The organism is Noviluteimonas gilva (assembly GCF_009740395.1).
GTDB classification, from domain to species: Bacteria; Pseudomonadota; Gammaproteobacteria; order Xanthomonadales; family Xanthomonadaceae; genus Noviluteimonas; species Noviluteimonas gilva.
This window is the reverse complement of the sequence record NZ_WOXT01000005.1, coordinates 180,608-201,353: the sequence shown is the minus strand read 5'-3', so window position 1 is coordinate 201,353 and position 20,746 is coordinate 180,608. Positions and strand designations below refer to the sequence as shown.

Below are 20,746 nucleotides of genomic sequence, written 5' to 3'. Positions count from 1 at the left end.
CGGAAGCAGGCGCCAGGGGTGGCGACTTTTTCCGGAACCGGCGCTAGGCTCGGGAAGTCGTGGCGACCGTCCGCAAGGGGTGGGCGGCGCCAAGCCGACGTACGGGATCTCCCTGTGGGGTCCCGTCCGCGATCGGCGCTGCGATCGATGGAGAGATCGATGATGGCCGCGAGCCCGCGTATGCGTAATGCCCTGACGTTGTTCTCGTCGACCGACGACGTGCTGTGCCACCGCGTGCGCCTGGTCCTGGCGGCCAAAGGCGTCACCTACGACCTGATCGCGGTCGATCCGCAAAATCCGCCGGAAGACCTGATCGACCTCAATCCGTATCACTCGGTGCCGACCCTGGTCGAGCGCGAGCTGGTGCTGTACGCGGCGTCGGTCGTCACCGAATACCTCGACGAGCGCTATCCGCATCCGCCGCTGATGCCGGTCGACCCGCTCTCGCGCGCCCGCCTGCGCCTGGCGATGCTCCGCCTGGAGCACGATTGGGTCCCGCAGGTGCAGGCCATCCAGCTGGGCAACCGCCAGCAGGCCGAAGCCGGCCGCAAGCGCCTGAAGGAACTGCTCACCGCCTCGGTGCCGCTGTTCAAGGCCAGCAAGTTCTTCCTGAATCCGGAAATGAGCCTGGCCGACTGCGCGATGGCCCCGATCATCTGGCGCCTGGAGGCGCTCGACATCCCGCTGCCGAAGGACGGCAAGGTGATCGAGGATTACGGCAACCGCATCTTCCGCAATCCCGGCTTCCTCCGCAGCCTCACCGACCAGGAAAGGAAGTTGCGCGTCGTCCCGGCCTGAGGACGTACGAAGCGGCTAGACTCGATTCATGGAAGACGAACGTACCGGCACCGGCGACTCCGGCCCTTCGATGACCAGCCACCGCCCGTACTTGTTGCGGGCGCTCAACGAATGGATCGCCGACAACGGCATGACGCCGCATCTGCTCGTCGATGCGACGCGCTCGGGCGTGCAGGTGCCGCCGCAGGCGGTGAGCGATGGCAAGGTCGTGCTCAACATCGCCGAGCGTGCCGTCGCACGATTGCTGATCGACAACGATGCGGTGACCTTCACCGCGCGCTTCGGTGGCGTGAGCCATCCGGTGATCGTGCCGATCCACGCGGTGCTTGCGATCTACGCCCGCGAAACAGGGCAGGGCATGGCGCTGCCCGACGATCCCTCCGGCCCGCACGACGAACCCACGCCGCCGCCGACCGATGCGACGCCCGAAACGCAAGGGCAGTCGCCGCCGCGTCGCGGCCACCTGCGGGTGATCAAGTAACGCTCAGTGCAATTGGATGACGTTCGCCGCCCGCGTCGGGCCGACGAACGACACCAGCCGACCCTTGCGCAACACCAGCCGGCCGATGTGCCGGTCGCTGCCGTCGTAGGAATACTCGAAACGGAACGTGCGCTCGAACCCGAGCCACCCGTCTTCGCCGCGCTGCAGCCGCAAGCCCGATGCATGCACCGATTGATCGAGCCATTGCACGCCCGCGGCACTGCAGGCGTCGCGCCCGAGCGCTTCGGCGCGTTCGGCCGCCGCGCGGCCCGCGCTCCAGTACGCGAAGGCGAGGCCTGCGACGATCATCACAACTAGAAGACTTCCCATCCCCCTAATGTGACGGCGCGCTGGCGGCCCTGCAAGGCTGCAGGCGGGGGAATTCAAATGACGTCACACACGCAGGACGCGATGGAGCCACACGCATGAAACTCGTCTTCCCAGGCGGCGAACACCCGCAGGTGTTGCTCGGCCCCGGCGTCAATCGCGTGGGGTCCGATCCGCAGGCGACCATCGTGCTCGATCGCCCCGGCGTGCGACCGCAACATTGCCAGCTGCATGTGACGCCCAGTGGCGTGATGCTCGACGTGCCGCAGGGCACGACGGTGTCGGTCAACGGCCGCCAGGTCGATGGCCTGATCGCATTGCGGCCCGGCGACAGCGTCGCGTTCGACGGTGTCGAAGCCAAGCTCTCGTCGATGGAAGCGCCGGCCGCCGTGCGTCATCGCGCGGGCATTCCGGGTCGTTTGCCGGAATCGGCGAACGACGATCCGGGCGCGACCGCGGTGCGCCCCGTGCTGCCGCGTTACGTGTTGCGCGGTGTCTCGGGCGAAGCCTTCGGTCGCACCTATGCCGTGCTCGGCAGCACCACGGTCGGCCGCGCCGACGAATGCAACATGCGCATCGACGAACCCGGCCTGTCGCGCATGCATGCGCGCCTGTTGCCCACCGACGACGGCGTGCTGCTCGAAGACCTCGGCTCGACCAACGGCAGCTTCCTCAACGGCAAGCGCGTGTTGCGCGGTGAAGCGCGCATCGGCGACGAGATCGGTTTCGACACGCTGCGCTTCCGGCTGATCGCGCCGGGCATGGCCGAGACGCACCACGACGAAGTCGCGGCGGATGCATCGACGCCGAACCGGATGTGGATGCTGATCGCGGGCATCGCGGTGGTTGCCGCGGCGGTGCTGGTGTTCGCGTTCCGCTGAGCGGGTTCTAGCCGCGCCGGCCCAACTTCATCGACAGGTCGATCGCGCGGACGTGCTTGGTCAGTCCGCCGATCGAGATGCAATCCACGCCGTCCTGCGCGATCGCGCGCACGGTGTCGAGGTCCACGCCGCCCGAGACTTCCAGCGGAATGCGCCCCGCCGCGCGACGCACGGCTTCGCGGCGCGTGTCGGCATCGAACTCGTCGATCAGGATGCGCGTGCAACCTTCGCGCAGCGCTTCGTCCAACTGCTCCAGCGTTTCCACTTCCACGATCAGCGGCAGCGACGGTTGCGCGGTGCGCGCATTGCGGATCGCCGCCGTCAGCGAACCCGCGGCACGCACGTGGTTTTCCTTCAGCATCACCGCGTCGAACAGGCCCATGCGATGGTTGACGCCACCGCCGACGTGCACCGCGTACTTCTGCGCGACGCGCAGGCCGGGGATCGTCTTGCGCGTGTCGAGGATCTTCGCGCCGGTGCCGGCGACCGCGGCGACGTAGTCGGCCGTGACGGTGGCCGTGCCGCTCAGCGTCTGCAGGAAATTGAGCCCGGCGCGTTCGGCCGACACCAGCGCGCGTGCGCGGCCTTCGAGCGTCGCGACCACCGTGCCGGCGCGCACGCGGTCGCCTTCGGCGACGTGCCAGGCGATCGCCACTTCCGGGTACAGCGCGCGATGGCACGCATCGAACCACGGGCGCCCGCAGACGACCGCCGATTCCTTGCACAGCACGTACGCGGTGTCGCGGATGTCGGGGAGCAGGGCGGCGGTGACATCGCCCGTGCCGAGGTCTTCGGCCAGCGCGCGCGCGACGTCGGCCTCGACGATGGCGCTCGGCGGCGGCGCGACGTCGATCATGCCGGCGGGAAGTCGGCCACCTGGCCGGTGCCGATCGCCTCTTCGGCCAGCAGCACCGGGATGCCGTCGTCGATGCGGTAGACCAGCTTGCGGTCGCGGGTGACGAGCGCTTCACGCAGCGCCTCGGTCTGCGGCTGGCCGTCGGCGCGCTGGATGCCGCCTTCGGCGATCACGGCGTTCAGCGCCGCCAGGCCGCGCGCATCGAGCATCGCCAGCGGCTGGCGCGTGATGGGGCAGGCGAGGATGTCGAGCAACTTGCGATCCATGGGCGCGCGCGGGGCAGGGTTTCGTAAGGCCCGCTAGAATACCCCCCTTCGCAGAAGGCGCCAGCCGCACGGGAACGCCATGGCCTCAAGGGAAGACGCGGGCAACGCCGCGCCGCTGGTTGGCATCGTCATGGGCTCGCGCTCGGACTGGGAGACGATGCAGCACGCGGCACAGAAACTCGAAGCGCTGGGCGTGCCGCACGAAGTGCGCGTCGTCTCCGCGCATCGCACGCCGGACGTGTTGTTCGACTACGCCGCCACGGCGCAGCAACGCGGGCTGCGCGCGATCATCGCCGGCGCCGGCGGTGCCGCGCACCTGCCGGGCATGCTCGCGTCCAAGACCGCGGTGCCCGTGCTCGGCGTGCCCGTGCAGAGCAAGGCGCTCAACGGCATGGACTCGCTGCTGTCGATCGTGCAGATGCCGGCCGGCATTCCGGTGGCGACGTTCGCCATCGGCAACGCGGGCGCATCGAACGCGGCGCTGTTCGCCGCCGCGATGCTCGCCACCACACACCCGGCCATCGGCGCAGCGCTCGAGCAGTTCCGCGCGCGCCAGACCGACGACGTCGCCAACAACGACGATCCGCGAAAGTAGATTCGAATGACGACCGTAGGCATCCTCGGCGGCGGCCAGCTGGCCCGCATGCTCGCTCTTTCCGGCGCGCCGCTCGGCCTGCGCTTCCTGGTGATGGACACGGTCGCCGATGCGTGCGCCGGGCAGTTCGCGCCGATGATCGTCGGCGACTGGCGCGACGAACGCGCGTTGTCGGAGTTCGCATCGAAGATCGATGTCGCGACGTTCGATTTCGAAAACGTCCCCGCCGAATCCGCGCAATGGCTGGCCGAACGCGTGCCGGTGTTCCCGAGCCCGCGCGCGCTGGCCGTCGCGCAGGATCGCCTCGCTGAAAAGACCTTGTTCCGCGAACTCGGCATCCCGGTGCCGCCGTTCTCCGCGATCGATTCGCGCGAAGGCCTCGACGCCGCGCTCGCGACGATCGGCACGCCGTGCATCCTCAAGACGCGTCGCCTGGGCTACGACGGCAAGGGCCAGTTCCGCCTGAAGTCGCTCGCCGACGCCGACGCCGCGTGGGATGCGCTCGGCGGGCAGGCGCGCACGGTGGGATTGATCCTCGAAGGCTTCGTCGCGTTCGACAAGGAAGTGAGCGTGGTCGGCGTGCGCGGTCGCGATGGCGAATTCCGCGCGTGGCCGCTGACGCAGAACTGGCATGTCGACGGCGTGCTGTCCGCGAGCCTGGCGCCCGCGCCGGTGTCGCAGGAATTGGAAGACAAGGCGATCGCGCATGCGCGCGCGCTGGCCGATGCGCTGGATTACGTCGGCGTGTTCGCGCTCGAGTTGTTCTGCCGCGATGGTGAGTTGCTCGCCAACGAACTCGCGCCGCGCGTGCACAACTCCGGCCACTGGACCATCGAAGGCAGCGAGACCTCGCAGTTCCAGAACCATCTGCGCGCAGTGCTCGGCTTGCCACTCGGCGCCACGCGCATGGTGGGTGAGGCGTGCATGCTCAACTGGATCGGCACGATGCCCGATCCGAACGCCGTGCTCGCAGAACCCGGCGGCCACTGGCACGACTATGGCAAGGAAGCGCGCGCCGGCCGCAAGGTCGGGCACGCGACGCTGCGGGCGAATACGCCGCAGGAACTTGCGCAAACGCTTGCGCGCGTCGGAAAAAAGCTGGGCCGCGAATCCCAGGTCGAACCCGTGATCGCGGCCCTGCGTTGATGTCGCAACCGGTGCGGCTTTAGCGCATCTGGCTCGAAACGAAGTCCCAGTTCACCAGGTTCCAGAACGCTTCGACGTACTTCGGACGCGCGTTGCGATAGTCGACGTAGTACGCGTGTTCCCACACGTCGCACGTCAGCAGCGGCGCGTCTTCGCCGGTGATCGGCGTGGCGGCGTTCGGCGTGCTCGCCAGCGCGAGCGAACCATCGGGGCGCTGCACCAGCCACGCCCAACCCGAACCGAAGGTCTTGATCGCGGTATCGGTGAACTGCTCCTTGAACTTGCCCACGTCGCCGAAGGCCTTGGCGATCGCATCGGCCAACTTGCCCTGCGGCTCGCCGCCGCCGGCGGGCTTCATGCAGTTCCAGTAGAAGGTGTGGTTCCAGACCTGGGCGGCGTTGTTGAACATGCCTCCCTGGGACTTGCGCACGATCTCCACCAGGTCCATCGACTCGAACTCGGTGCCGGCGATCAGCTTGTTGAGGTTGTCCACGTAGGCCTTGTGGTGCTTGCCATGGTGGTAATCCAGCGTTTCGGCCGAAATGTGGGGTTCCAGCGCGGTGCGGTCGTAGGGCAGGGGCGGCAGCTCGATCGCCATGACGGACTCCATGTGGGGGGCGGTGAAGACTTACAATTCTAGCCCCACGTCGCGTCAACGCTTTTACGGAGCCACCATGTCCCTGCAGTCCGTGCCCATCCAGGAGCGCATCCGGGCCGAAGTCACCGGCCATCCCATCGTGCTCTTCATGAAAGGCACCCCGCAGTTCCCGATGTGCGGCTTCTCCAGCCGCGCGGTGCAGGCCCTCAAGGGTGCCGGCGCCTCGCAGCTGCATACGGTCAACGTGCTCGAGGAGCCGGAGATCCGCGCCAACCTGCCGCGTTACTCGGATTGGCCGACGTTCCCGCAGTTGTTCATCAACGGCGAGCTCATCGGCGGGTGCGACATCACGTGCGAACTCGCCGAGGCCGGCGAGCTGGCGCGGATGATCGCCGAAGCGCAGAAGGCGTGAGTTTCCCCATCGAACACGCGCCGCTGGCCGGACGCGTCGTCCTGGTGACGGGCGCGCATGGCGGGCTCGGCACGGCGGCGTCCAAGGCCATCGCGCAGGCCGGCGCCACGGTGGTGCTGCTCGGTCGCAACGTGCGCCAGATGGAAAAGCTGCACGACGCGATCGCGGCGATGGCGAAGGCGCCGGTGCTGTATCCGCTCGATCTGGAAGGCGCATCGCCCGATGATTTCGCCGAACTCGCGCATCGCGTCGACGACGCCTACGGGCGCCTCGACGGCATCCTGCATTGCGCCGCCGATTTCCGCGGGCTGACGCCGCTGGAACACACCGAGCCGGCCGCGTTCGCGCGCGCGATGCACGTCAACGTCACCGCGCCGGCGTGGCTCACGCAGGCGTGCCTGCCGGTGCTGCGCAAGTCGAACGACGCCTCGGTGGTGTTCGTCGTCGATGATCTCGAGCGCGTGTCGAATGCGTATTGGGGCGCGTATGGCCTGGCGCAGCACGCGCGCGTCGGCCTGGTGTCGATGCTGCATGCCGAACTTGCGAACTCGCCGATCCGCGTCGCCGGCCTGCAGCCGGGCCCGATGCGCACCGGCTTGCGCGCGCGGGCCTTCGTCGACGACATGGATCGCGACGCGCGCGATCCCGCATTCGCCGCACAGGCTTGCGTGGAATTGCTGTCGCCGATGGGCGTGGCGTTCAACGGCGAGATCGCGCGGGGCGCGACCGGTTCGCTCGAATGACGATTGCGTCGGCCGCACTGCTGCTGTTCCTGATCCTCGATCCGCTCGGGAACATCCCGGTGTTCCTCGGGCTGCTCAAGCCCCTGACGCCCGCGCGTCGCCGCGTCGTGCTCGCGCGCGAGTTGCTCATCGCGCTGGTCGTGCTGATGCTGTTCCTGTGGGGCGGCAAGTACGCGCTGGAGTTGATGCACCTGCGGCAGGAATCGGTGTCGATCGCCGGCGGCATCGTGCTGTTCCTGATCGGCCTGCGCATGATCTTCCCGCCGCCGGAAGGCCTGATGGGCGACCTGCATGGCGGCGAGCCCTTCATCGTGCCGATGGCGATCCCGCTGGTCGCAGGGCCTTCGGGCATGGCGGCGGTGATGCTGATGGGCAGCAACGAACCCACGCGCCTGCCCGAATGGAGCCTGGCGCTCCTGATCGCCTGGGGCGCCACGGCCGCGATCCTGTTCTCGGCGACCGTCGTCTACAAATGGCTCGGGACCAGCGTGTTGATCGCGCTCGAGCGCCTGATGGGCATGCTGCTCGTGGCGATCTCCGTGCAGATGTTCCTCGACGGGCTGGGCACCTACGTGACCAGCACGATCAGCCCGGGGGCCTGACCCCCGGCGCGTGGCCTTTCGGTGGCGCCGATCCCTGAAAGATTCAGGCCGGCGCACCGCCCCGACACTGTCCCGCAGCCGTCATTTCCCGGTCATCCGCGGAATCTATGGTGTTAAACTGTCGTTAGCCCAAGCGGTCCACGCGAAGGGCGGGGCACCCCCAATCTGTTGGGTCTCAGGCGCGCATATGGACATGCGGGCGTGGGACTGCGTCTGTTCAAAAAACTCCCATCCAAGGTGATCCAAGATGACTGATCGAAATCGCGTCCGGCTGTCGAAGCTGTCGGTTGCGCTGATCGCGGCCCTCGCAGCCGCGCCCGTGTTCGCACAGAGCACGTCCGCCGGTGTCGGCGGCCGCGTCGTCGATGCCTCCGGCCAGCCCGTCGCGGGCGCCGAAGTCACGATCGTGCATGCCGAATCGGGCACGGTCAGCAAGGCGGTCACCGATGCCAACGGTCGTTACGCAGCGCGCGGCTTGCGAGTCGGCGGCCCGTACACGGTCACGGTCAACAAGGCCGACGCCGGCACGAAGACGCAGCAGAACGTCTACCTGCCCCTGGACAAGGTGGCGCAGGTCGACATGTCGATCGCCCCGCAGGAACTCGCCGCCGTCACGGTGACGGGCTCGTCGGTCATCCAGCCCGACAACAAGGGCATCTCCACGACGCTCTCGCGCGAAGACATGGACCGCATGCCGGCCCCGGATCGCTCGATCCAGAACATCGTGCGTGCCGATCCCCGCGTCGTCATCACCGACCGCGACCGCGGCGCGTTCTCGGCCAACGGCCAGAACTTCCGCTACAACAGCATCACCGTCGACACCGTAAACGCGGGCGACCCCTTCGGCCTGAACGACAACGGCCTGCCCACCAAGGGCACGCCGATCTCCCAGGACGCGATCCAGGAATACAACATCTCCACCGCCAACTACGACGTGGCCACGCGCCGCGGCGTGGGCGCGACGATCAACGCCGTCACCAAGTCGGGCACCAACGACCTGCACGGCTCGGCGTACTTCGTCTACCAGAACGCCGCGAGCATGGTCGGCGACAACGCCTCGGGCAAGGGTTGGGAAGGCTACGACAAGGACCGCACGTTCGGCCTGACCGTCGGCGGCCCGATCGTCAAGGACAAGCTGTTCTTCTTCGTCTCGGCTGAGAAGCAGAAGAAGGACGGCATCGGCTCGATCACCGGTCCGGCCGAATCGGCCGCCACGCTGAAAGTCCCCGGCATCTCGCAGGACTTCATCAACGGTGTCACCGCCGCCGCCACCGCCAAGGGCATGACGCCGGGCGACAACGGCGAAGCGCCGGACATGGAGACCGACCGTTACCTCGCCAAGCTGGACTGGAACATCAACGACGCGCACCGCGCCTCGCTGCGCCTGAGCCAGACGAAGGAATTCGAACCCATCGTCGTCAACGGCACGGTCACCGGTTCCAACCCGCGCCTCGCGCTGTCGTCGAACTGGTACACGCTCGACAAGAAGTCCACCGCCTACGCGCTGAGCTTCTACGACGACTGGGCGGACAACTTCAGCACCGAAACCTCGATCGCCTACAGCGAGTTCAACCAGGACCGCGACCCGATGGTCGGCGGCCACCAGCCGTCGGTGCTCGTGCGCACCGGCACGGGCAACAGCGGCCCGGGCATCTTCCTCGGCACCGAACCGCCGACCCATGCCAACCGTTTGAACGTCAAGACCTGGAACGCGTACTTCGCCGGTAGCTACTACCTCGGCGACCACGTGCTCAAGGGCGGCGTGGATTACCAGAGCGACGAGCTCTACAACCTGTTCCTGCAGAACTACAACGGCGCGTACGAGTTCAACGGCCTGCAGAACTTCATCGACGGCAACTACAACCGTTACCAGCTCGCCACGCCGGCGCCGGGTTACGACTTGAACAACGTCGCCGCGGTGCTGACCACCAAGCAGTACGGCCTGTTCCTGCAGGACACCTGGCAGGTCAACGACCGCCTGTCAGTGCAGTACGGCCTGCGCTACGACATCCCGCAGATCAACGACACGCCGACGTTCAACCCGTGCTTCGCCGCGGCCCCGGGCACCACCGGCGACCTCGGCCCGTGCGGCCTGCGCAACAACCCGGCGAACCCGAATGCCGCCGTCGGCGGTTACGGCTTCAGCAACCAGGGCACGATCGACGGCAACGACATCCTCCAGCCGCGTGCGTCGTTCAACTTCATGATCGACGACAAGTCGCAGATCCGCGGTGGCGCGGGCCTGTTCGTGTCGAACACCCCGGCCGTGTGGCTCGGCAACCCGTTCTCGAACAACGGCGTCGCCGTGGCGACCTACGACGTGGGCGCGTTCGACCCGACCACGCCGAACGTCACCCCGCCGTTCAACCCGAACGGTTCGACGCAGACCCCGCCGGACGTCGCGCTGACCAAGCCGGGCCTGGGCCGTTCGACGATGTCGCTCGCGATCGTCGATCCGAACTTCCAGCTGCCGACCGTCGCCAAGTACACGCTGGGCTACGACTACCAGCTGCCGTTCCTGGATTCGGTGTTCACGGTCGAAGCGCAGCACATCGACACGATCAAGGGCATCAAGTACGACAACATCAACCTGGGTGCGCCGACCGGCGTGCTGCCGGATGGTCGCCTTGCGTACCAGCAGACCCCGAACGGCACGACCACCGGCACGTCGGGTGCGAACCCGGCGCGTTGGAACGCCAACCCGTCGTTCGGCCAGAACATCCTGCTGACCAACACCGACAAGGGCTACGCCGACAACCTGACGTTCCAGTGGCGCAAGCCGTTCGCGAACGACTGGTCGGCGTCGGTGTCGTACACCCTGGCGCAGGCCAAGGACGTCAACCCGGGCACCAGCTCGGTCGCCAGCAGCTCCTACGGCAACCGCGACTGGATCAACCCGAACGACGACTACCTGGCCACGTCGAACTACTCGATCCCGCAGCGCCTGCTCGCCACGTTCGCGTGGGAACACGCGTTCTTCGGTGAGTACGCGACCAAGTTCTCGGCGATCTACGACGGCCACTCCGGCGCGCCGTACAGCTGGGTGTTCGGCAACGACGTGAACGGCGATTCGTCGTTCCGCGACCTCGCCTACATCCCGATGAACCGCGACGAAGTCACCTTCATCGCCGGCACCTCGCAGGCTTCGATCGATTCGTTCTTCACGTACATCGCGAACAACGACCAGCTCGTGCGCCAGCAGGGCAGCATCTTCGACCGCAACGAAGGCCGCGCCCCGTGGGTGAACCAGCTCGACCTCTCGTTCGCCCAGGAAATCCCGGGCTTCGGCGAAGGCCACAAGGGTGAAATCCGCCTCGACATCTTCAACTTCTTCAACCTGCTCAACAAGGATTGGGGCGTCGAGCACCGCGCCAGCTTCCCGCTGGAACGCACCCTGGCCAACGTGTCGAACGTGACGCCGGACGGCAAGTACGAGTACGACATCCGCCCGTACCTGGATGCCAACGGCAACTACGCGCCGACCGCGCTGCCGGTGAACGAGAACTTCGCGCCGTCGCAGCGTTGGGCCGCCAACGTGACCCTGCGTTACGAGTTCTGATGCGTTAGACCGCAGTACACGTCGTGAAGGAAACGGCCGGGGAAACCCGGCCGTTTCCGGTTTTGCGCTACCCTTTCGGCATGAACGAAGAAGCCCGGAACATGCTCCCCACCGTCAACGCCCGCATCTATCCGCGCGGCGGCCTCGACGTGTTGTCGCGCGCCGAAGTCGCGCGCCTGCGCGATGCCTCCTCCGGCGGCATGCACGACCTGCTGCGCCGCTGCGCGCTCGCCGTGCTCACCAGCGGCAGCGCCTCGGACGATCCGCGCGCCGCGCAGGAGCTCTATCCCGATTTCGACATCCAGGTCCTGCAACAGGACCGCGGCGTGCGCATCGACCTGCACCACGCACCGGCGATGGCCTTCGTCGATGGCGAGATCATCCGCGGCGTCGCCGAATTGTTGTTCGCCGTCGTGCGCGACCTTGCGTACACCGCGATCGAACTCAACGAGCGCGACCTCGACACCGGCGATGCGATCACCGACGCGGTGTTCGGCCTGCTGCGCAACGCGCGCGTGCTGCATCCGACCGAACCCAACCTCGTCGTGTGCTGGGGCGGCCATTCGATCGGCCGCGACGAATACCTGTACACCAAGCAAGTCGGCTACGAGCTCGGCCTGCGCGGCCTGGACATCTGCACGGGCTGCGGCCCGGGTGCGATGAAGGGCCCGATGAAGGGCGCGACGATCGCGCACGCCAAGCAGCGCCGCCGCACGATGCGTTACATCGGCATCACCGAGCCCGGCATCATCGCGGCCGAATCGCCGAACCCGATCGTCAACCACCTGGTGATCATGCCGGACATCGAGAAGCGCCTCGAAGCCTTCGTCCGCATGGGCCACGGCATCATCGTGTTCCCCGGTGGCGTGGGCACGGCGGAGGAAATCCTCTACCTGCTCGGCATCCTGTTGCGCGAAGAGAACGCGGACCTGCCGTTCCCGCTGATCCTCACCGGCCCGACCGCGGCCGCGCCGTATTTCGAACAGATCGACCAGTTCCTGCGCCTGACGCTCGGCGAGGCCGCGACCTCGCGCTACGAAATCATCGTCGGCGACCCGGTCAAGGCCGCCAAGCGCATGGCGGCCGGCGTGCGCAAGGTGAAGGACTACCGCATCGCGCAGAAGGATTCGTTCTTCTTCAACTGGGCGATGAAAGTGCCGCTGGAATTCCAGAAACCCTTCGTGCCCACGCATGAAGCGATGGCCGCGCTCGACCTGCACCACGGCCGCAAGCCGCACGCGCTCGCCGCCGATTTGCGCCGCGCGTTCTCCGGCATCGTGGCCGGCAACGTCAAGGAAGACGGCATGCGGCGCGTCGAGCAACACGGGCCGTTCGAAATCCACGGCGACCGCGACATGATGGATGCGCTGGATGGCTTGCTGCGCGCGTTCGTCGAACAGCGCCGCATGAAGATCGCGGGCGAATACCGCCCGTGCTATCGCGTGGTGACGTAACTACTTGCGCCAGCAGTAGTCGGCGTCGCCGGTGCTGACGCCCTTGGTCACGACGCCCGCGACCATCGTCATCGTGAAGTTGCCGCACTTGGGGTCGGAGGCCATCTCGCCCTTGCGCGTGGCCGTGAGCGTGTAACCGGTGCCCGTGTTGCCGGACACGCTGACCGTGTAGTGCTTCAGCCCGTTGTTGTAGGCGGTGGTGTTGGCCGCGCTGCCGGTGAGGTCGTTGAGCACGCCGTAAGTGGGATGGTCCGCGCGCCAACTTTCCTGGCGCAACTGCATGTCGCCGAGCGCCTGCGCGGCCTCCGCGCGCTTTCCCTTGCGCGTCTGCTCGGTGTACATCGGCAGCGCGATCATCGCGAGAATCGCGACCACCGCGACGACGATCATCAACTCGATCAGCGTGAATCCGACTTCGCGACGCATCGCGGTGCGCTCCCTGGCAGGCGTGCGAACGATGCTACGCCTGCCCATTCGCTCGCCCGGAACCGTTGGGGCCCCCATCCGTTCCCGCTCGTCGGTCTGGGCTGGCATGCGCGCCGGAACGCCGTGCTACACCGACTCGCCATGGACAACACGGAGGAGGCACGGATGCCTCGAGACAAGCGCGCCCGGCGGGCGCCCGGATTCACGCTGGTCGAACTCATCGTCGCGATGACGGTGTTCGCGATCCTCGCGACATTGGCGGTGCCTGCGTTCACGGTTTACTTCGAAAAGGCACGGTTGCGGGGCGCCGCGGATGCCGTCGTCGCGCTCGTCGCGGAAGCCAGGCTGGCGGCGGTCACGCAGGCGCGCGCGGTCTCGGTTCGGTTTTCGGGGCAGGGTGCGCAGTGGTGCGTAGGCGCGCGCGAGGCGTCGTTGCCGTCGGTTGGGATGCCGATGACGGGGCTCGATGCTTGCGACTGTCTTGCCGGCGGCGACACATGCGTGGTGGATGCGCGGCGTGCGGTGGTGGCAAGCGCGCTGCATCGCGGGGTCCTGCTGCCTTCGCCGATGGAGGCATTCGCGTTCGATGGGGCGACCGGCATGCGCGCCGGCGACGCTGACGCAGTGCGCCTGGTTTCGCGCAGCGGGCGCTTTGCGCTGCGCATCGCGATTTCGCCGCTCGGGCACGCATCCGTATGCAGCAACAGCGGCACGATTGCCGGAATCCGGTCATGTTGACGCGCGGCTTCACGCTGGTGGAGTTGCTCGTTGCGCTGGCGCTCGGGCTGCTGGTGATCGCGGCGGCGCTCGGCTTCTTCCTGCAATTGGTGCGCGCCGGGAGCGAGACCGTGTTGTCCACGCGCCTGCAGCAGGAGTTGCGGACGACGATGGGCTTGATCGTGATGGAAGTGCGGCGCGCGCGTGGACCCGGAACCGAGATTGCCGTATCGCCCGGTTGTCTTCGTGGCGCGGGCGTCGCGATCCGCGAGCATGCGGGCAAGATCGAATTGCGCCGTGGGCCCGGAGTGGATTGCGGAAGTGCGGGCCTGGTCGTCGGCAGCGATGCCGTGCGTGTGACCACGCTGCGTTTCGTCCACGACACGACCGTGAACGATCGTCGCGTCGAGATCGCGCTGACTGCCACGTTGCGCAATCCGCCGGCGTTCCTGTCCGGGCGCGAAGCCACGCTGCGGCACGTCGTCGCGCTGCGTTCGAACGGAGGTTGAGCGATGCGACCTTCGAAAGGCAATGCGCTGGTGGCCGCCATCGTGGTGTTGTTGCTGGCGAGTGTCGTCACGCTGATGACGCTGCATGTCGGCGTTTTCGAACAGCGGGCGTCGGGAAATGGCGTGCGGTCGCGCGTGGTCGGCGAACTCGCAGAGGCGGCTGTCGCGCAAGGCGTCGCGTGGCTCAATGGGGATCCGACGCGATTGGCGCACGGCTCGCAGTGGCAGCCGTGCGCAGGCCTGGCGCAAGCGGTGGCGTTTCCGTGTGGTGCGATTCCGGATGCTTCGCGGCGTGCGTCGATGTACTACTGGACGGAGTCCGGTGGCGATCGTGACAGCGACGGGGTCGTGGATGTGTTCGACGAACGCATGCTGCCGCTGGTCGATGGACGTATCGCGCAGGTGGGTGCGTTCCAGCGCATCGCGTATGGCGCAGGCGTCGTCCTGTGCCGCGTCGCTCGGGAAGATGCGGCGCGCTGCACGACGGAACCGGCCGACGCGGGCGAGGACTTGCAGTACACCGTCGTCGGTGTCGCGCGGCTACCGGATGAAGGTGCGCGCGCGACAGTCGCGCAGACGTTCGCGCGCGTTGAAGTCGTTACGCCGAACCTGCGCATGCCGCCGGTCGTCGCAAGCGGTACGGTCGACCTGCGGGCGCCGCTGCATGTCGTCGCCAATCCCAACGCAGGAGGCGCGGGTGTTCCCGTGTCCGCGTGGAGTCGCAAGGACGTGCGGAAATCCGTGGCGAACACCTGCCACGCCGGCGAGTTCTTCGATGGCGGTGCGCCGGCGCTGGAGGACGGCGTCGCGACCTGCGACACCTGCCGATGTCCCGCCGACGGCAGCCTCGTCGACAGTCGCGATCCGGAAGGCATCGACGTGCTCGATGTCGACGGAAGCGATGGCGCCAATGGACTCGGATTGAACGTCGATGTCGCGCCCGGCGCGTTTCCCTGCGATCTATTCGCGCAAATGTTCGGCGTGGTCGCTCGCAGCGATTCCGACGGGGATGGATTCTGCGAAACACGCACGCCGACGGTGCCATTCGTCGCACCAACGACGATGGGCCGCGTCGAGCTTCCCGCAGACGAGGCCTTCCTTTACCGCCATGCGAGGCGCATCGTGCCGCGCGATCCCGCTTCGCTCGCATTGATGCGGCCGGATCAGACGCTGCAGGAATCCTTCCCGTCGACCGCCCTCTCCGGCTTGCTCTGGTGCCAGGCGAACTGCGACATCGGCGCCGGAGATCAACTCGGCACGCCGAATGCGCCCGTGCTGCTCGTTGCCGATGGCCCGTTGCACATTCGCGGGCGCGTCTTCGGCGTCGTGTTCGCACGCGCGCGCGAGGAGGCGCCCGACCCCGCGACAGGCGGCAGCGCGCAGTTGCGATTGCAGTCCGGCGCTGCGGTCTATGGCGCCGTCGTCGTGCAGGGCGCGATGGAACAGGCCAGCGGCGACAGCGCGATCGTGTCCGCGCCCGACGTCATCGCCAGGCTCCGCGACACCATCCCCGCCGCACACGCGCCGATTCCCGGCGCGTGGAGCGACGGCGTGTCGTATTGATGGAGGCCACGATGAAAGGATCGAACGCCGGCTTCTCCCTCCTCGAAGTCCTCGTCGCCGTCGCGCTGCTCGCAACGGGCTTGCTTGCGCTCGCGGCCCTGCAGGGCGCACTCGCCCGCAGCACCGCGGAAGCGAAGGGCAGGGCACGCGTGCTCGCACTCGTGTCGACCGAAATCGACGCCTTGCGCGCGACACCCTTTGCGGATATCGCATCGCTCGACGCGCCCATCGACGCGCGCAATGTCGCCTGCGGTACGCCAGCCAACGAGGCCGAGCACGCGGCGTGCGACAGCGGCCTCCGCGGGTTGCTCCTGCACCGCACGGTCGCGCCATCGGCCGGCGGTGCGTTGAAGTCCGTCCGTGTTTCAGCCGAGTGGACCGCGCCGACCGGCGAAACGCGCACGGTGGAACTGCGCACCGTGCTGGGCGAGCTCGCGTTGGCGCCCAATCGTGTCCACGCCGTCGCGCAGGCGCCGCTGCATGCCCAGGCGCGACGCGCGACATCGAGTGCATCGGCCCTGGAGCCCGGCATGGTCCCGATTCCCATCGGCGAGGGCAGCGTAAGCGCCACCACGCAGCCGTCGATCGACCCGATCGGCAGCACGCGTTTCGACACGGTGACGTACACCGACGATGGCTCGGGTGCCCGTCTCGACAATCGCATCGAAACCGAGATCGTGAAATGTGCTTGTCGCTACGGGGCCGGTGGCGCGCAACTCGGGACACTGCATCGCAACGCGCGCTGGCCCGCCGTATGGACCGGTCATCGCTACGCCGTCCACGTGCCGGAAGACAACGCGCAGGCGCCGGGCGAGCGTTACGTCGCGGGCCCGAACCCCGATGCCGTCCAGAGCCCGCGCTGTCGCGAATGTTGTCGCGACCGGCACGACGCGCCCGGCCCATCGCTGCATCCGAAGTTCGACACGGCCAACACCGACCTGGTCTACCGGAAGTACGCCCTCGATGACATCGGCGCGTTGGTTCCCGTGCACGACACGAGCTCGGGCGACTACATCGACAGTTGCCGCCTGGTTCGCATCGACGGCTGGTGGCGCACCGCCGCGGATCTTCGCGCGCGCCATTTCGGTTTGTTGCAAACCCAAACCGTCGATGGTGTCGCCGCAGCCTCGCGCAAACCCGATCCGCAAGCGGCCGAACGCTACGCGCAATTCCTTCGCGACTATCTCGCCCAATACGCCGACACCGACACGCCAGGCAACGCAAACGCGTTGCATGACGAAACCGCGCGCGGCCTCAACCAACCAGAGCGCATCACGATCCCCGCGCCGTCGCCGACCGACCGCCGTCACCTCCACGCACGCGCGCTCTACGTCGACCACCTCGAACCGCAGGCGCGCGCAAGCCTCGACGCCGCCATCGACGCACGCCGCGCGCACGGCGGATGCGCGCCGGGCCATGCGAACCTCGCCGACTGCGTCCTCCCGTTCCTCCCGTTCATCACACTGGACCTCACCGACCTCGCGGCCTGGTCCGCGCGCGATCCGGACGTCCTCGCCGTCGATTCGCGCGATCCCGCCGCGGCCGATGCAACGCCCGGTGGACGCGTGCAGGCCCTCGCGCCGGGCGTGTCGGATGCCATCGCCAGCGCGCGCATGTCCAATTCCGGCGCCGCCGTCAGCGCGCAACTCCCCGGCGCAACCGACCTGCAAGGCGACGAAACCACGCTGGAGGACGCGCAATTGTTCGAAATCGGCGAAAGCGGCGTCGCGCGGATTGACGGCGCCCCGCACTGGCGGCCAGAATATGCGCCCCCGCCCGAATAGCTCAGCCGGTTAGAGCACTTGACTGTTAATCAGGGGGTCGTTGGTTCGAGTCCAACTTCGGGCGCCAGATTCGATTGACAAAAGGCCTGCAGCGATGCAGGCCTTTTTTCTTGCCTGCACGTCCGCCTGCACCTACATCGGCGCCATGCACGCCTGCGCCTGCGCAGCAGTGGCGGTCGTCGCCCGCAACGCGCCCGTGTTGTTCATCACCAGCGCCACCGCGCGTTGTGGCCCGCGGCCGTCGCACAAGGTGAACGTGACGTTCGAGCCCGACGCGCTGCCATCGGGCTGGAACACGAGCCGCGTGCGCCCGGCCGTCGTGCGCAAATGCGCGCGACCGCCGGCCGGGCCCGCGCGATGGATCAAGGTTTCGCTCGCGGGATCGCGCACGCGATCGCCGTCGCGGTCCGCGAAGACGATCCAGCCCCCGCTCCAGTCGTGCGTGCCCGCGCATCCGGTGGGCGTGCCCGGGCAGACGACCACCTCCGCGCCGGTCGACGCCGCATGCGTCGGCGCGACCATCAGCGACGCGAGCAGCGCCTGGTGCGCCGCGTTGCTGCGCGCGGCCTCGCGCGCGGCGCCCAGGCGCGGGACCGCGAGGGCGGCGAGCGTCGCAACGGCCGCCACCACGATCGACGCCTCGATCAAGGTGACACCGCGCACGCGGCGGCCGCCGTTGAATTCCGCGGGAAGGGCACGCATATCGAAGACCTCGCAACCGGGCCTTCCGATGCTGCGTCGCACGCATTGCGACCACCGTCCGCGAAGCTCGCGACCCAGCATCAGATAACCCCGCGCCAGCGCCTCAGGCTTCATCCCGCCGGCGCTACACTCGCCCGATCCCCCGCTGCACCCTCGCTGCCAGAGCCCGATGCGCCCAGAGTCGTCCGACCTCACGCCGTTCCAACTCGTCTCGCCCTATTCGCCGGCCGGCGACCAGCCGCAGGCGATCGAAAAACTCATCGCCAATTTCGAATCCGGCCTGGCGCGCCAGACGCTGCTCGGCGTCACCGGGTCGGGCAAGACCTACACGATCGCCAACGTCATCAACCGCGTGCAGAAGCCCACGCTGGTCATGGCGCCCAACAAGACGCTGGCCGCGCAGTTGTACGGCGAGTTCAAGGCCTTCTTCCCGCACAACGCGGTCGAGTATTTCGTCAGCTATTACGACTACTACCAGCCCGAGGCGTACGTGCCCTCGTCGGACACGTACATCGAGAAGGACAGCTCGATCAACGAGCACATCGAGCAGATGCGCCTGTCGGCGACCAAGGCGCTGCTGGAACGGCGCGACGCGATCATCGTCTGCACCGTCTCGGCCATCTACGGCCTGGGCGATCCGAACGAATACTTCAACATGGTGCTGCACATGGTGCGCGGCGAGCGCATCGAGCAGCGCGAGCTGATCCGCCGCCTCACCGAGATGCAGTACACGCGCAACGAGTTCGAACTCCAGCGCGGCCATTACCGCGTGCGTGGCGAAACCATCGACGTGCATCCGGCCGAAAGCGACATGGAAGCGCTGCGCATCGAGTTGTTCGACGGCGAGATCGAAACGCTGTCGATCTTCGATCCGCTCACCGGCGAAGTGCTGCGCAAGGTGCCGCGCTACACGATCTATCCGAAGTCGCATTACGTCACCACGCGCCGCACGGTGTTGCAGGCGGTGGACCTGATCAAGGCCGAATTGCGCGATCGCCTGGAATACCTGTACGCGCAGAACAAGCTGGTCGAAGCGCAGCGCCTGCAACAGCGCACGACCTACGATCTGGAAATGCTGGCCGAAGTCGGCTACTGCAACGGCATCGAAAACTACTCGCGCCATCTCACCGGCCGCATGCCGGGCGAGCCGCCGCCGTGCCTGTACGACTACTTGCCGCCTGATGCATTGCTCGTCGTGGACGAATCGCACGTCACCGTTCCGCAGATCGGCGCGATGTACAAGGGCGACCGCTCGCGCAAGGAAACGCTGGTGGAGTTCGGTTTCCGCATGCCGTCCGCGATGGACAACCGGCCGTTGAAGTTCGAGGAATGGGAGTTGCGTTCGCCGCGCAGCATCTACGTGTCGGCAACGCCCGGTCCGTACGAGTTGCGCGAGTCCGCCGGCGAAGTCGTCGAACTCGTGGTGCGCCCGACGGGCCTGATCGATCCGGAAGTCGAAATCCGCCCGGTCGCCACGCAGGTCGACGATCTGCTCGGCGAGGTCAATCTGCGCGTTGCGATGGGCGATCGCGTGCTGGTCACGACGCTGACCAAGCGCATGGCGGAAAACCTCACCGAATATCTCGGCGAACACGGCTGTCGCGTGCGTTACCTGCATTCCGACGTCGACACGGTCGAACGCGTGGAGATCATCCGCGACCTGCGCCTGGGCCGGTTCGACGTGCTGGTCGGCATCAACCTGTTGCGTGAAGGCCTCGACATGCCCGAGGTCTCGCTGGTCGCCATCCTCGATGCCGACAAGGAAGGGTTCCTGCGCAGCGCCGGCTCGCTGATCCAGACCATCGGCCGCGCCGCGCGCAACCTCCGCGGCAAGGCGATCCTCTACGCGGACAGCGTCACGCGTTCGATGAAGATCGCGATCGACGAAACCGATCGCCGTCGCGCGAAGCAGGTCGAATACAACACCGAGCACGGCATCGTGCCGGTGTCGGTGTCCAAGCCCATCGTCGACATCATGGAAGGCGCGCGCACCGAGCCGGGCGAGGCGAAGAAGCGGGGCAAGGGCAGGGTGGCCGCCGTGGCCGAGGAACGCGTCGATTACGGCGCGCTCGACGCCTCGCAGATCGCCGCCAAGCTCAAGCAACTCGAAGACCGCATGTACAAGCACGCGCGCGACCTGGAATTCGAGGACGCCGCGCGCGTTCGCGATCAAATCCGCAAGCTCAAGGACGCCAGCCTCGCGACCTGAACGGGGCAGGCGGCCGATCCCGCCGTATATCGGCACGTTTCCTCCTGACAAATGGCCCTGTCCGCGCCCGCGGACTTGGCTAAGATGCGCGCTGCGGTGGGTTCACAGCGGTGGGTTT

General features: G+C 67.4%; 21 protein-coding genes and 1 tRNA gene. 16 read left to right on the top strand and 6 right to left on the bottom strand.

Annotation, left to right across the window (positions count from 1 at the left end):
- Positions 1-162: 162 nt before the first annotated feature.
- Both GN331_RS15150 and GN331_RS15145 read left to right on the top strand, forming a co-directional pair.
- Entirely contained in the window at positions 163-798 is a 636-nt protein-coding gene (locus GN331_RS15150) for a glutathione S-transferase N-terminal domain-containing protein (RefSeq protein ID WP_156643210.1), read from the top strand.
- 28 nt (positions 799-826) lie between these two features.
- The gene (locus GN331_RS15145) at positions 827-1,279 is read left to right on the top strand and encodes a ClpXP protease specificity-enhancing factor (RefSeq protein ID WP_156643122.1); all 453 of its coding nucleotides are present in this window, start codon (positions 827-829) and stop codon (positions 1,277-1,279) included.
- Between the two features lie 3 nt (positions 1,280-1,282).
- Here the strand turns inward: GN331_RS15145 and GN331_RS15140 are convergent, their stop codons facing one another.
- Entirely contained in the window at positions 1,283-1,609 is a 327-nt protein-coding gene (locus tag GN331_RS15140; RefSeq protein ID WP_156643121.1) for a DUF3301 domain-containing protein, read from the bottom strand.
- A 95-nt stretch (positions 1,610-1,704) separates the two neighbouring features.
- Between GN331_RS15140 and GN331_RS15135 the strand changes: the two genes are divergently transcribed.
- Positions 1,705-2,487, top strand: a complete 783-nt coding sequence (locus tag GN331_RS15135; protein WP_156643120.1) for an FHA domain-containing protein — start codon at positions 1,705-1,707, stop codon at positions 2,485-2,487.
- 7 nt (positions 2,488-2,494) lie between these two features.
- On the opposite strand, the gene nadC is transcribed toward GN331_RS15135, so the two are convergent.
- Positions 2,495-3,343 (bottom strand): carboxylating nicotinate-nucleotide diphosphorylase, encoded by an 849-nt coding sequence (nadC, locus tag GN331_RS15130; protein WP_156643119.1) that lies wholly within the window; start codon positions 3,341-3,343, stop codon positions 2,495-2,497.
- Entirely contained in the window at positions 3,340-3,609 is a 270-nt protein-coding gene (locus GN331_RS15125; protein ID WP_156643118.1) for a Trm112 family protein, read from the bottom strand. Before GN331_RS15125 ends, nadC begins: the two co-directional genes overlap by 4 nt.
- A gap of 79 nt (positions 3,610-3,688) precedes the next feature.
- Between GN331_RS15125 and purE the strand changes: the two genes are divergently transcribed.
- Both purE and GN331_RS15115 read left to right on the top strand, forming a co-directional pair.
- Positions 3,689-4,204 (top strand): 5-(carboxyamino)imidazole ribonucleotide mutase, encoded by a 516-nt coding sequence (purE, locus tag GN331_RS15120; RefSeq protein ID WP_156643117.1) that lies wholly within the window; start codon positions 3,689-3,691, stop codon positions 4,202-4,204.
- A gap of 6 nt (positions 4,205-4,210) precedes the next feature.
- Positions 4,211-5,350: a 5-(carboxyamino)imidazole ribonucleotide synthase gene (locus GN331_RS15115; protein WP_156643116.1), complete on the top strand. Its 1,140-nt coding sequence runs from the start codon at positions 4,211-4,213 to the stop codon at positions 5,348-5,350.
- Between the two features lie 19 nt (positions 5,351-5,369).
- Here the strand turns inward: GN331_RS15115 and GN331_RS15110 are convergent, their stop codons facing one another.
- Entirely contained in the window at positions 5,370-5,948 is a 579-nt protein-coding gene (locus GN331_RS15110; RefSeq protein WP_156643115.1) for a superoxide dismutase, read from the bottom strand.
- A 91-nt stretch (positions 5,949-6,039) separates the two neighbouring features.
- Between GN331_RS15110 and grxD the strand changes: the two genes are divergently transcribed.
- The 5 genes from grxD (at position 6,040) to ppnN (ending at position 12,718) form a co-directional block, all read left to right on the top strand.
- Entirely contained in the window at positions 6,040-6,360 is a 321-nt protein-coding gene (gene grxD, locus GN331_RS15105) for a Grx4 family monothiol glutaredoxin (RefSeq protein ID WP_331713516.1), read from the top strand.
- Entirely contained in the window at positions 6,357-7,103 is a 747-nt protein-coding gene (locus tag GN331_RS15100; protein ID WP_331713506.1) for an SDR family NAD(P)-dependent oxidoreductase, read from the top strand. Before grxD ends, GN331_RS15100 begins: the two co-directional genes overlap by 4 nt.
- On the top strand, positions 7,100-7,705 hold the full coding sequence (locus GN331_RS15095) for a MarC family protein (RefSeq protein ID WP_156643113.1): 606 nt from the start codon (positions 7,100-7,102) through the stop codon (positions 7,703-7,705). Before GN331_RS15100 ends, GN331_RS15095 begins: the two co-directional genes overlap by 4 nt.
- 247 nt (positions 7,706-7,952) lie before the next feature.
- Positions 7,953-11,264: a TonB-dependent receptor gene (locus GN331_RS15090; protein WP_156643112.1), complete on the top strand. Its 3,312-nt coding sequence runs from the start codon at positions 7,953-7,955 to the stop codon at positions 11,262-11,264.
- An 80-nt stretch (positions 11,265-11,344) separates the two neighbouring features.
- Complete coding sequence (gene ppnN / locus GN331_RS15085) at positions 11,345-12,718, top strand: nucleotide 5'-monophosphate nucleosidase PpnN (RefSeq protein WP_156643111.1); 1,374 nt, start codon at positions 11,345-11,347, stop codon at positions 12,716-12,718.
- Here ppnN and GN331_RS15080 read toward each other — a convergent pair whose 3' ends face one another.
- Positions 12,719-13,144, bottom strand: coding sequence for a type IV pilin protein (locus GN331_RS15080; RefSeq protein WP_197427179.1), 426 nt, complete (start codon positions 13,142-13,144; stop codon positions 12,719-12,721).
- A gap of 141 nt (positions 13,145-13,285) precedes the next feature.
- Between GN331_RS15080 and GN331_RS15075 the strand changes: the two genes are divergently transcribed.
- The 5 genes from GN331_RS15075 (at position 13,286) to GN331_RS15060 (ending at position 17,784) form a co-directional block, all read left to right on the top strand.
- Positions 13,286-13,882: a GspH/FimT family pseudopilin gene (locus GN331_RS15075; RefSeq protein WP_156643109.1), complete on the top strand. Its 597-nt coding sequence runs from the start codon at positions 13,286-13,288 to the stop codon at positions 13,880-13,882.
- A complete protein-coding gene (locus GN331_RS15070; RefSeq protein WP_197427177.1) occupies positions 13,876-14,370 on the top strand; it encodes a prepilin-type N-terminal cleavage/methylation domain-containing protein in 495 nt (164 codons plus the stop codon). Before GN331_RS15075 ends, GN331_RS15070 begins: the two co-directional genes overlap by 7 nt.
- Before the next feature lie 3 nt (positions 14,371-14,373).
- A complete protein-coding gene (locus GN331_RS16600; protein ID WP_197427176.1) occupies positions 14,374-15,933 on the top strand; it encodes a pilus assembly PilX N-terminal domain-containing protein in 1,560 nt (519 codons plus the stop codon).
- 11 nt (positions 15,934-15,944) lie between these two features.
- The gene (locus GN331_RS15065) at positions 15,945-17,717 is read left to right on the top strand and encodes a prepilin-type N-terminal cleavage/methylation domain-containing protein (protein ID WP_197427175.1); all 1,773 of its coding nucleotides are present in this window, start codon (positions 15,945-15,947) and stop codon (positions 17,715-17,717) included.
- Positions 17,708-17,784: transfer RNA gene (locus GN331_RS15060), tRNA-Asn, on the top strand. Before GN331_RS15065 ends, GN331_RS15060 begins: the two co-directional genes overlap by 10 nt.
- A gap of 65 nt (positions 17,785-17,849) precedes the next feature.
- On the opposite strand, the gene GN331_RS15055 is transcribed toward GN331_RS15060, so the two are convergent.
- A complete protein-coding gene (locus GN331_RS15055; RefSeq protein ID WP_197427174.1) occupies positions 17,850-18,419 on the bottom strand; it encodes a GspH/FimT family protein in 570 nt (189 codons plus the stop codon).
- Positions 18,420-18,588: 169 nt separating this feature from the next.
- On the opposite strand from GN331_RS15055, the gene uvrB reads away from it, so the two are divergent.
- A complete protein-coding gene (gene uvrB / locus GN331_RS15050; RefSeq protein ID WP_156643105.1) occupies positions 18,589-20,628 on the top strand; it encodes an excinuclease ABC subunit UvrB in 2,040 nt (679 codons plus the stop codon).
- Positions 20,629-20,746: the final 118 nt, after the last annotated feature.

Coding starts and splice junctions, on each gene's coding strand:
- GN331_RS15150 (WP_156643210.1), top strand. CDS start 163: ATGGCCGCGAGCCCGCGTATGCGTAATGCCCTGACGTTGTTCTCGTCG.
- GN331_RS15145 (WP_156643122.1), top strand. CDS start 827: ATGGAAGACGAACGTACCGGCACCGGCGACTCCGGCCCTTCGATGACC.
- GN331_RS15140 (WP_156643121.1), bottom strand. CDS start 1,609: ATGGGAAGTCTTCTAGTTGTGATGATCGTCGCAGGCCTCGCCTTCGCG.
- GN331_RS15135 (WP_156643120.1), top strand. CDS start 1,705: ATGAAACTCGTCTTCCCAGGCGGCGAACACCCGCAGGTGTTGCTCGGC.
- nadC (WP_156643119.1), bottom strand. CDS start 3,343: ATGATCGACGTCGCGCCGCCGCCGAGCGCCATCGTCGAGGCCGACGTC.
- GN331_RS15125 (WP_156643118.1), bottom strand. CDS start 3,609: ATGGATCGCAAGTTGCTCGACATCCTCGCCTGCCCCATCACGCGCCAG.
- purE (WP_156643117.1), top strand. CDS start 3,689: ATGGCCTCAAGGGAAGACGCGGGCAACGCCGCGCCGCTGGTTGGCATC.
- GN331_RS15115 (WP_156643116.1), top strand. CDS start 4,211: ATGACGACCGTAGGCATCCTCGGCGGCGGCCAGCTGGCCCGCATGCTC.
- GN331_RS15110 (WP_156643115.1), bottom strand. CDS start 5,948: ATGGCGATCGAGCTGCCGCCCCTGCCCTACGACCGCACCGCGCTGGAA.
- GN331_RS15095 (WP_156643113.1), top strand. CDS start 7,100: ATGACGATTGCGTCGGCCGCACTGCTGCTGTTCCTGATCCTCGATCCG.
- GN331_RS15090 (WP_156643112.1), top strand. CDS start 7,953: ATGACTGATCGAAATCGCGTCCGGCTGTCGAAGCTGTCGGTTGCGCTG.
- ppnN (WP_156643111.1), top strand. CDS start 11,345: ATGAACGAAGAAGCCCGGAACATGCTCCCCACCGTCAACGCCCGCATC.
- GN331_RS15080 (WP_197427179.1), bottom strand. CDS start 13,144: ATGCGTCGCGAAGTCGGATTCACGCTGATCGAGTTGATGATCGTCGTC.
- GN331_RS15075 (WP_156643109.1), top strand. CDS start 13,286: ATGGACAACACGGAGGAGGCACGGATGCCTCGAGACAAGCGCGCCCGG.
- GN331_RS15070 (WP_197427177.1), top strand. CDS start 13,876: ATGTTGACGCGCGGCTTCACGCTGGTGGAGTTGCTCGTTGCGCTGGCG.
- GN331_RS16600 (WP_197427176.1), top strand. CDS start 14,374: ATGCGACCTTCGAAAGGCAATGCGCTGGTGGCCGCCATCGTGGTGTTG.
- GN331_RS15065 (WP_197427175.1), top strand. CDS start 15,945: ATGAAAGGATCGAACGCCGGCTTCTCCCTCCTCGAAGTCCTCGTCGCC.
- GN331_RS15055 (WP_197427174.1), bottom strand. CDS start 18,419: ATGCGTGCCCTTCCCGCGGAATTCAACGGCGGCCGCCGCGTGCGCGGT.
- uvrB (WP_156643105.1), top strand. CDS start 18,589: ATGCGCCCAGAGTCGTCCGACCTCACGCCGTTCCAACTCGTCTCGCCC.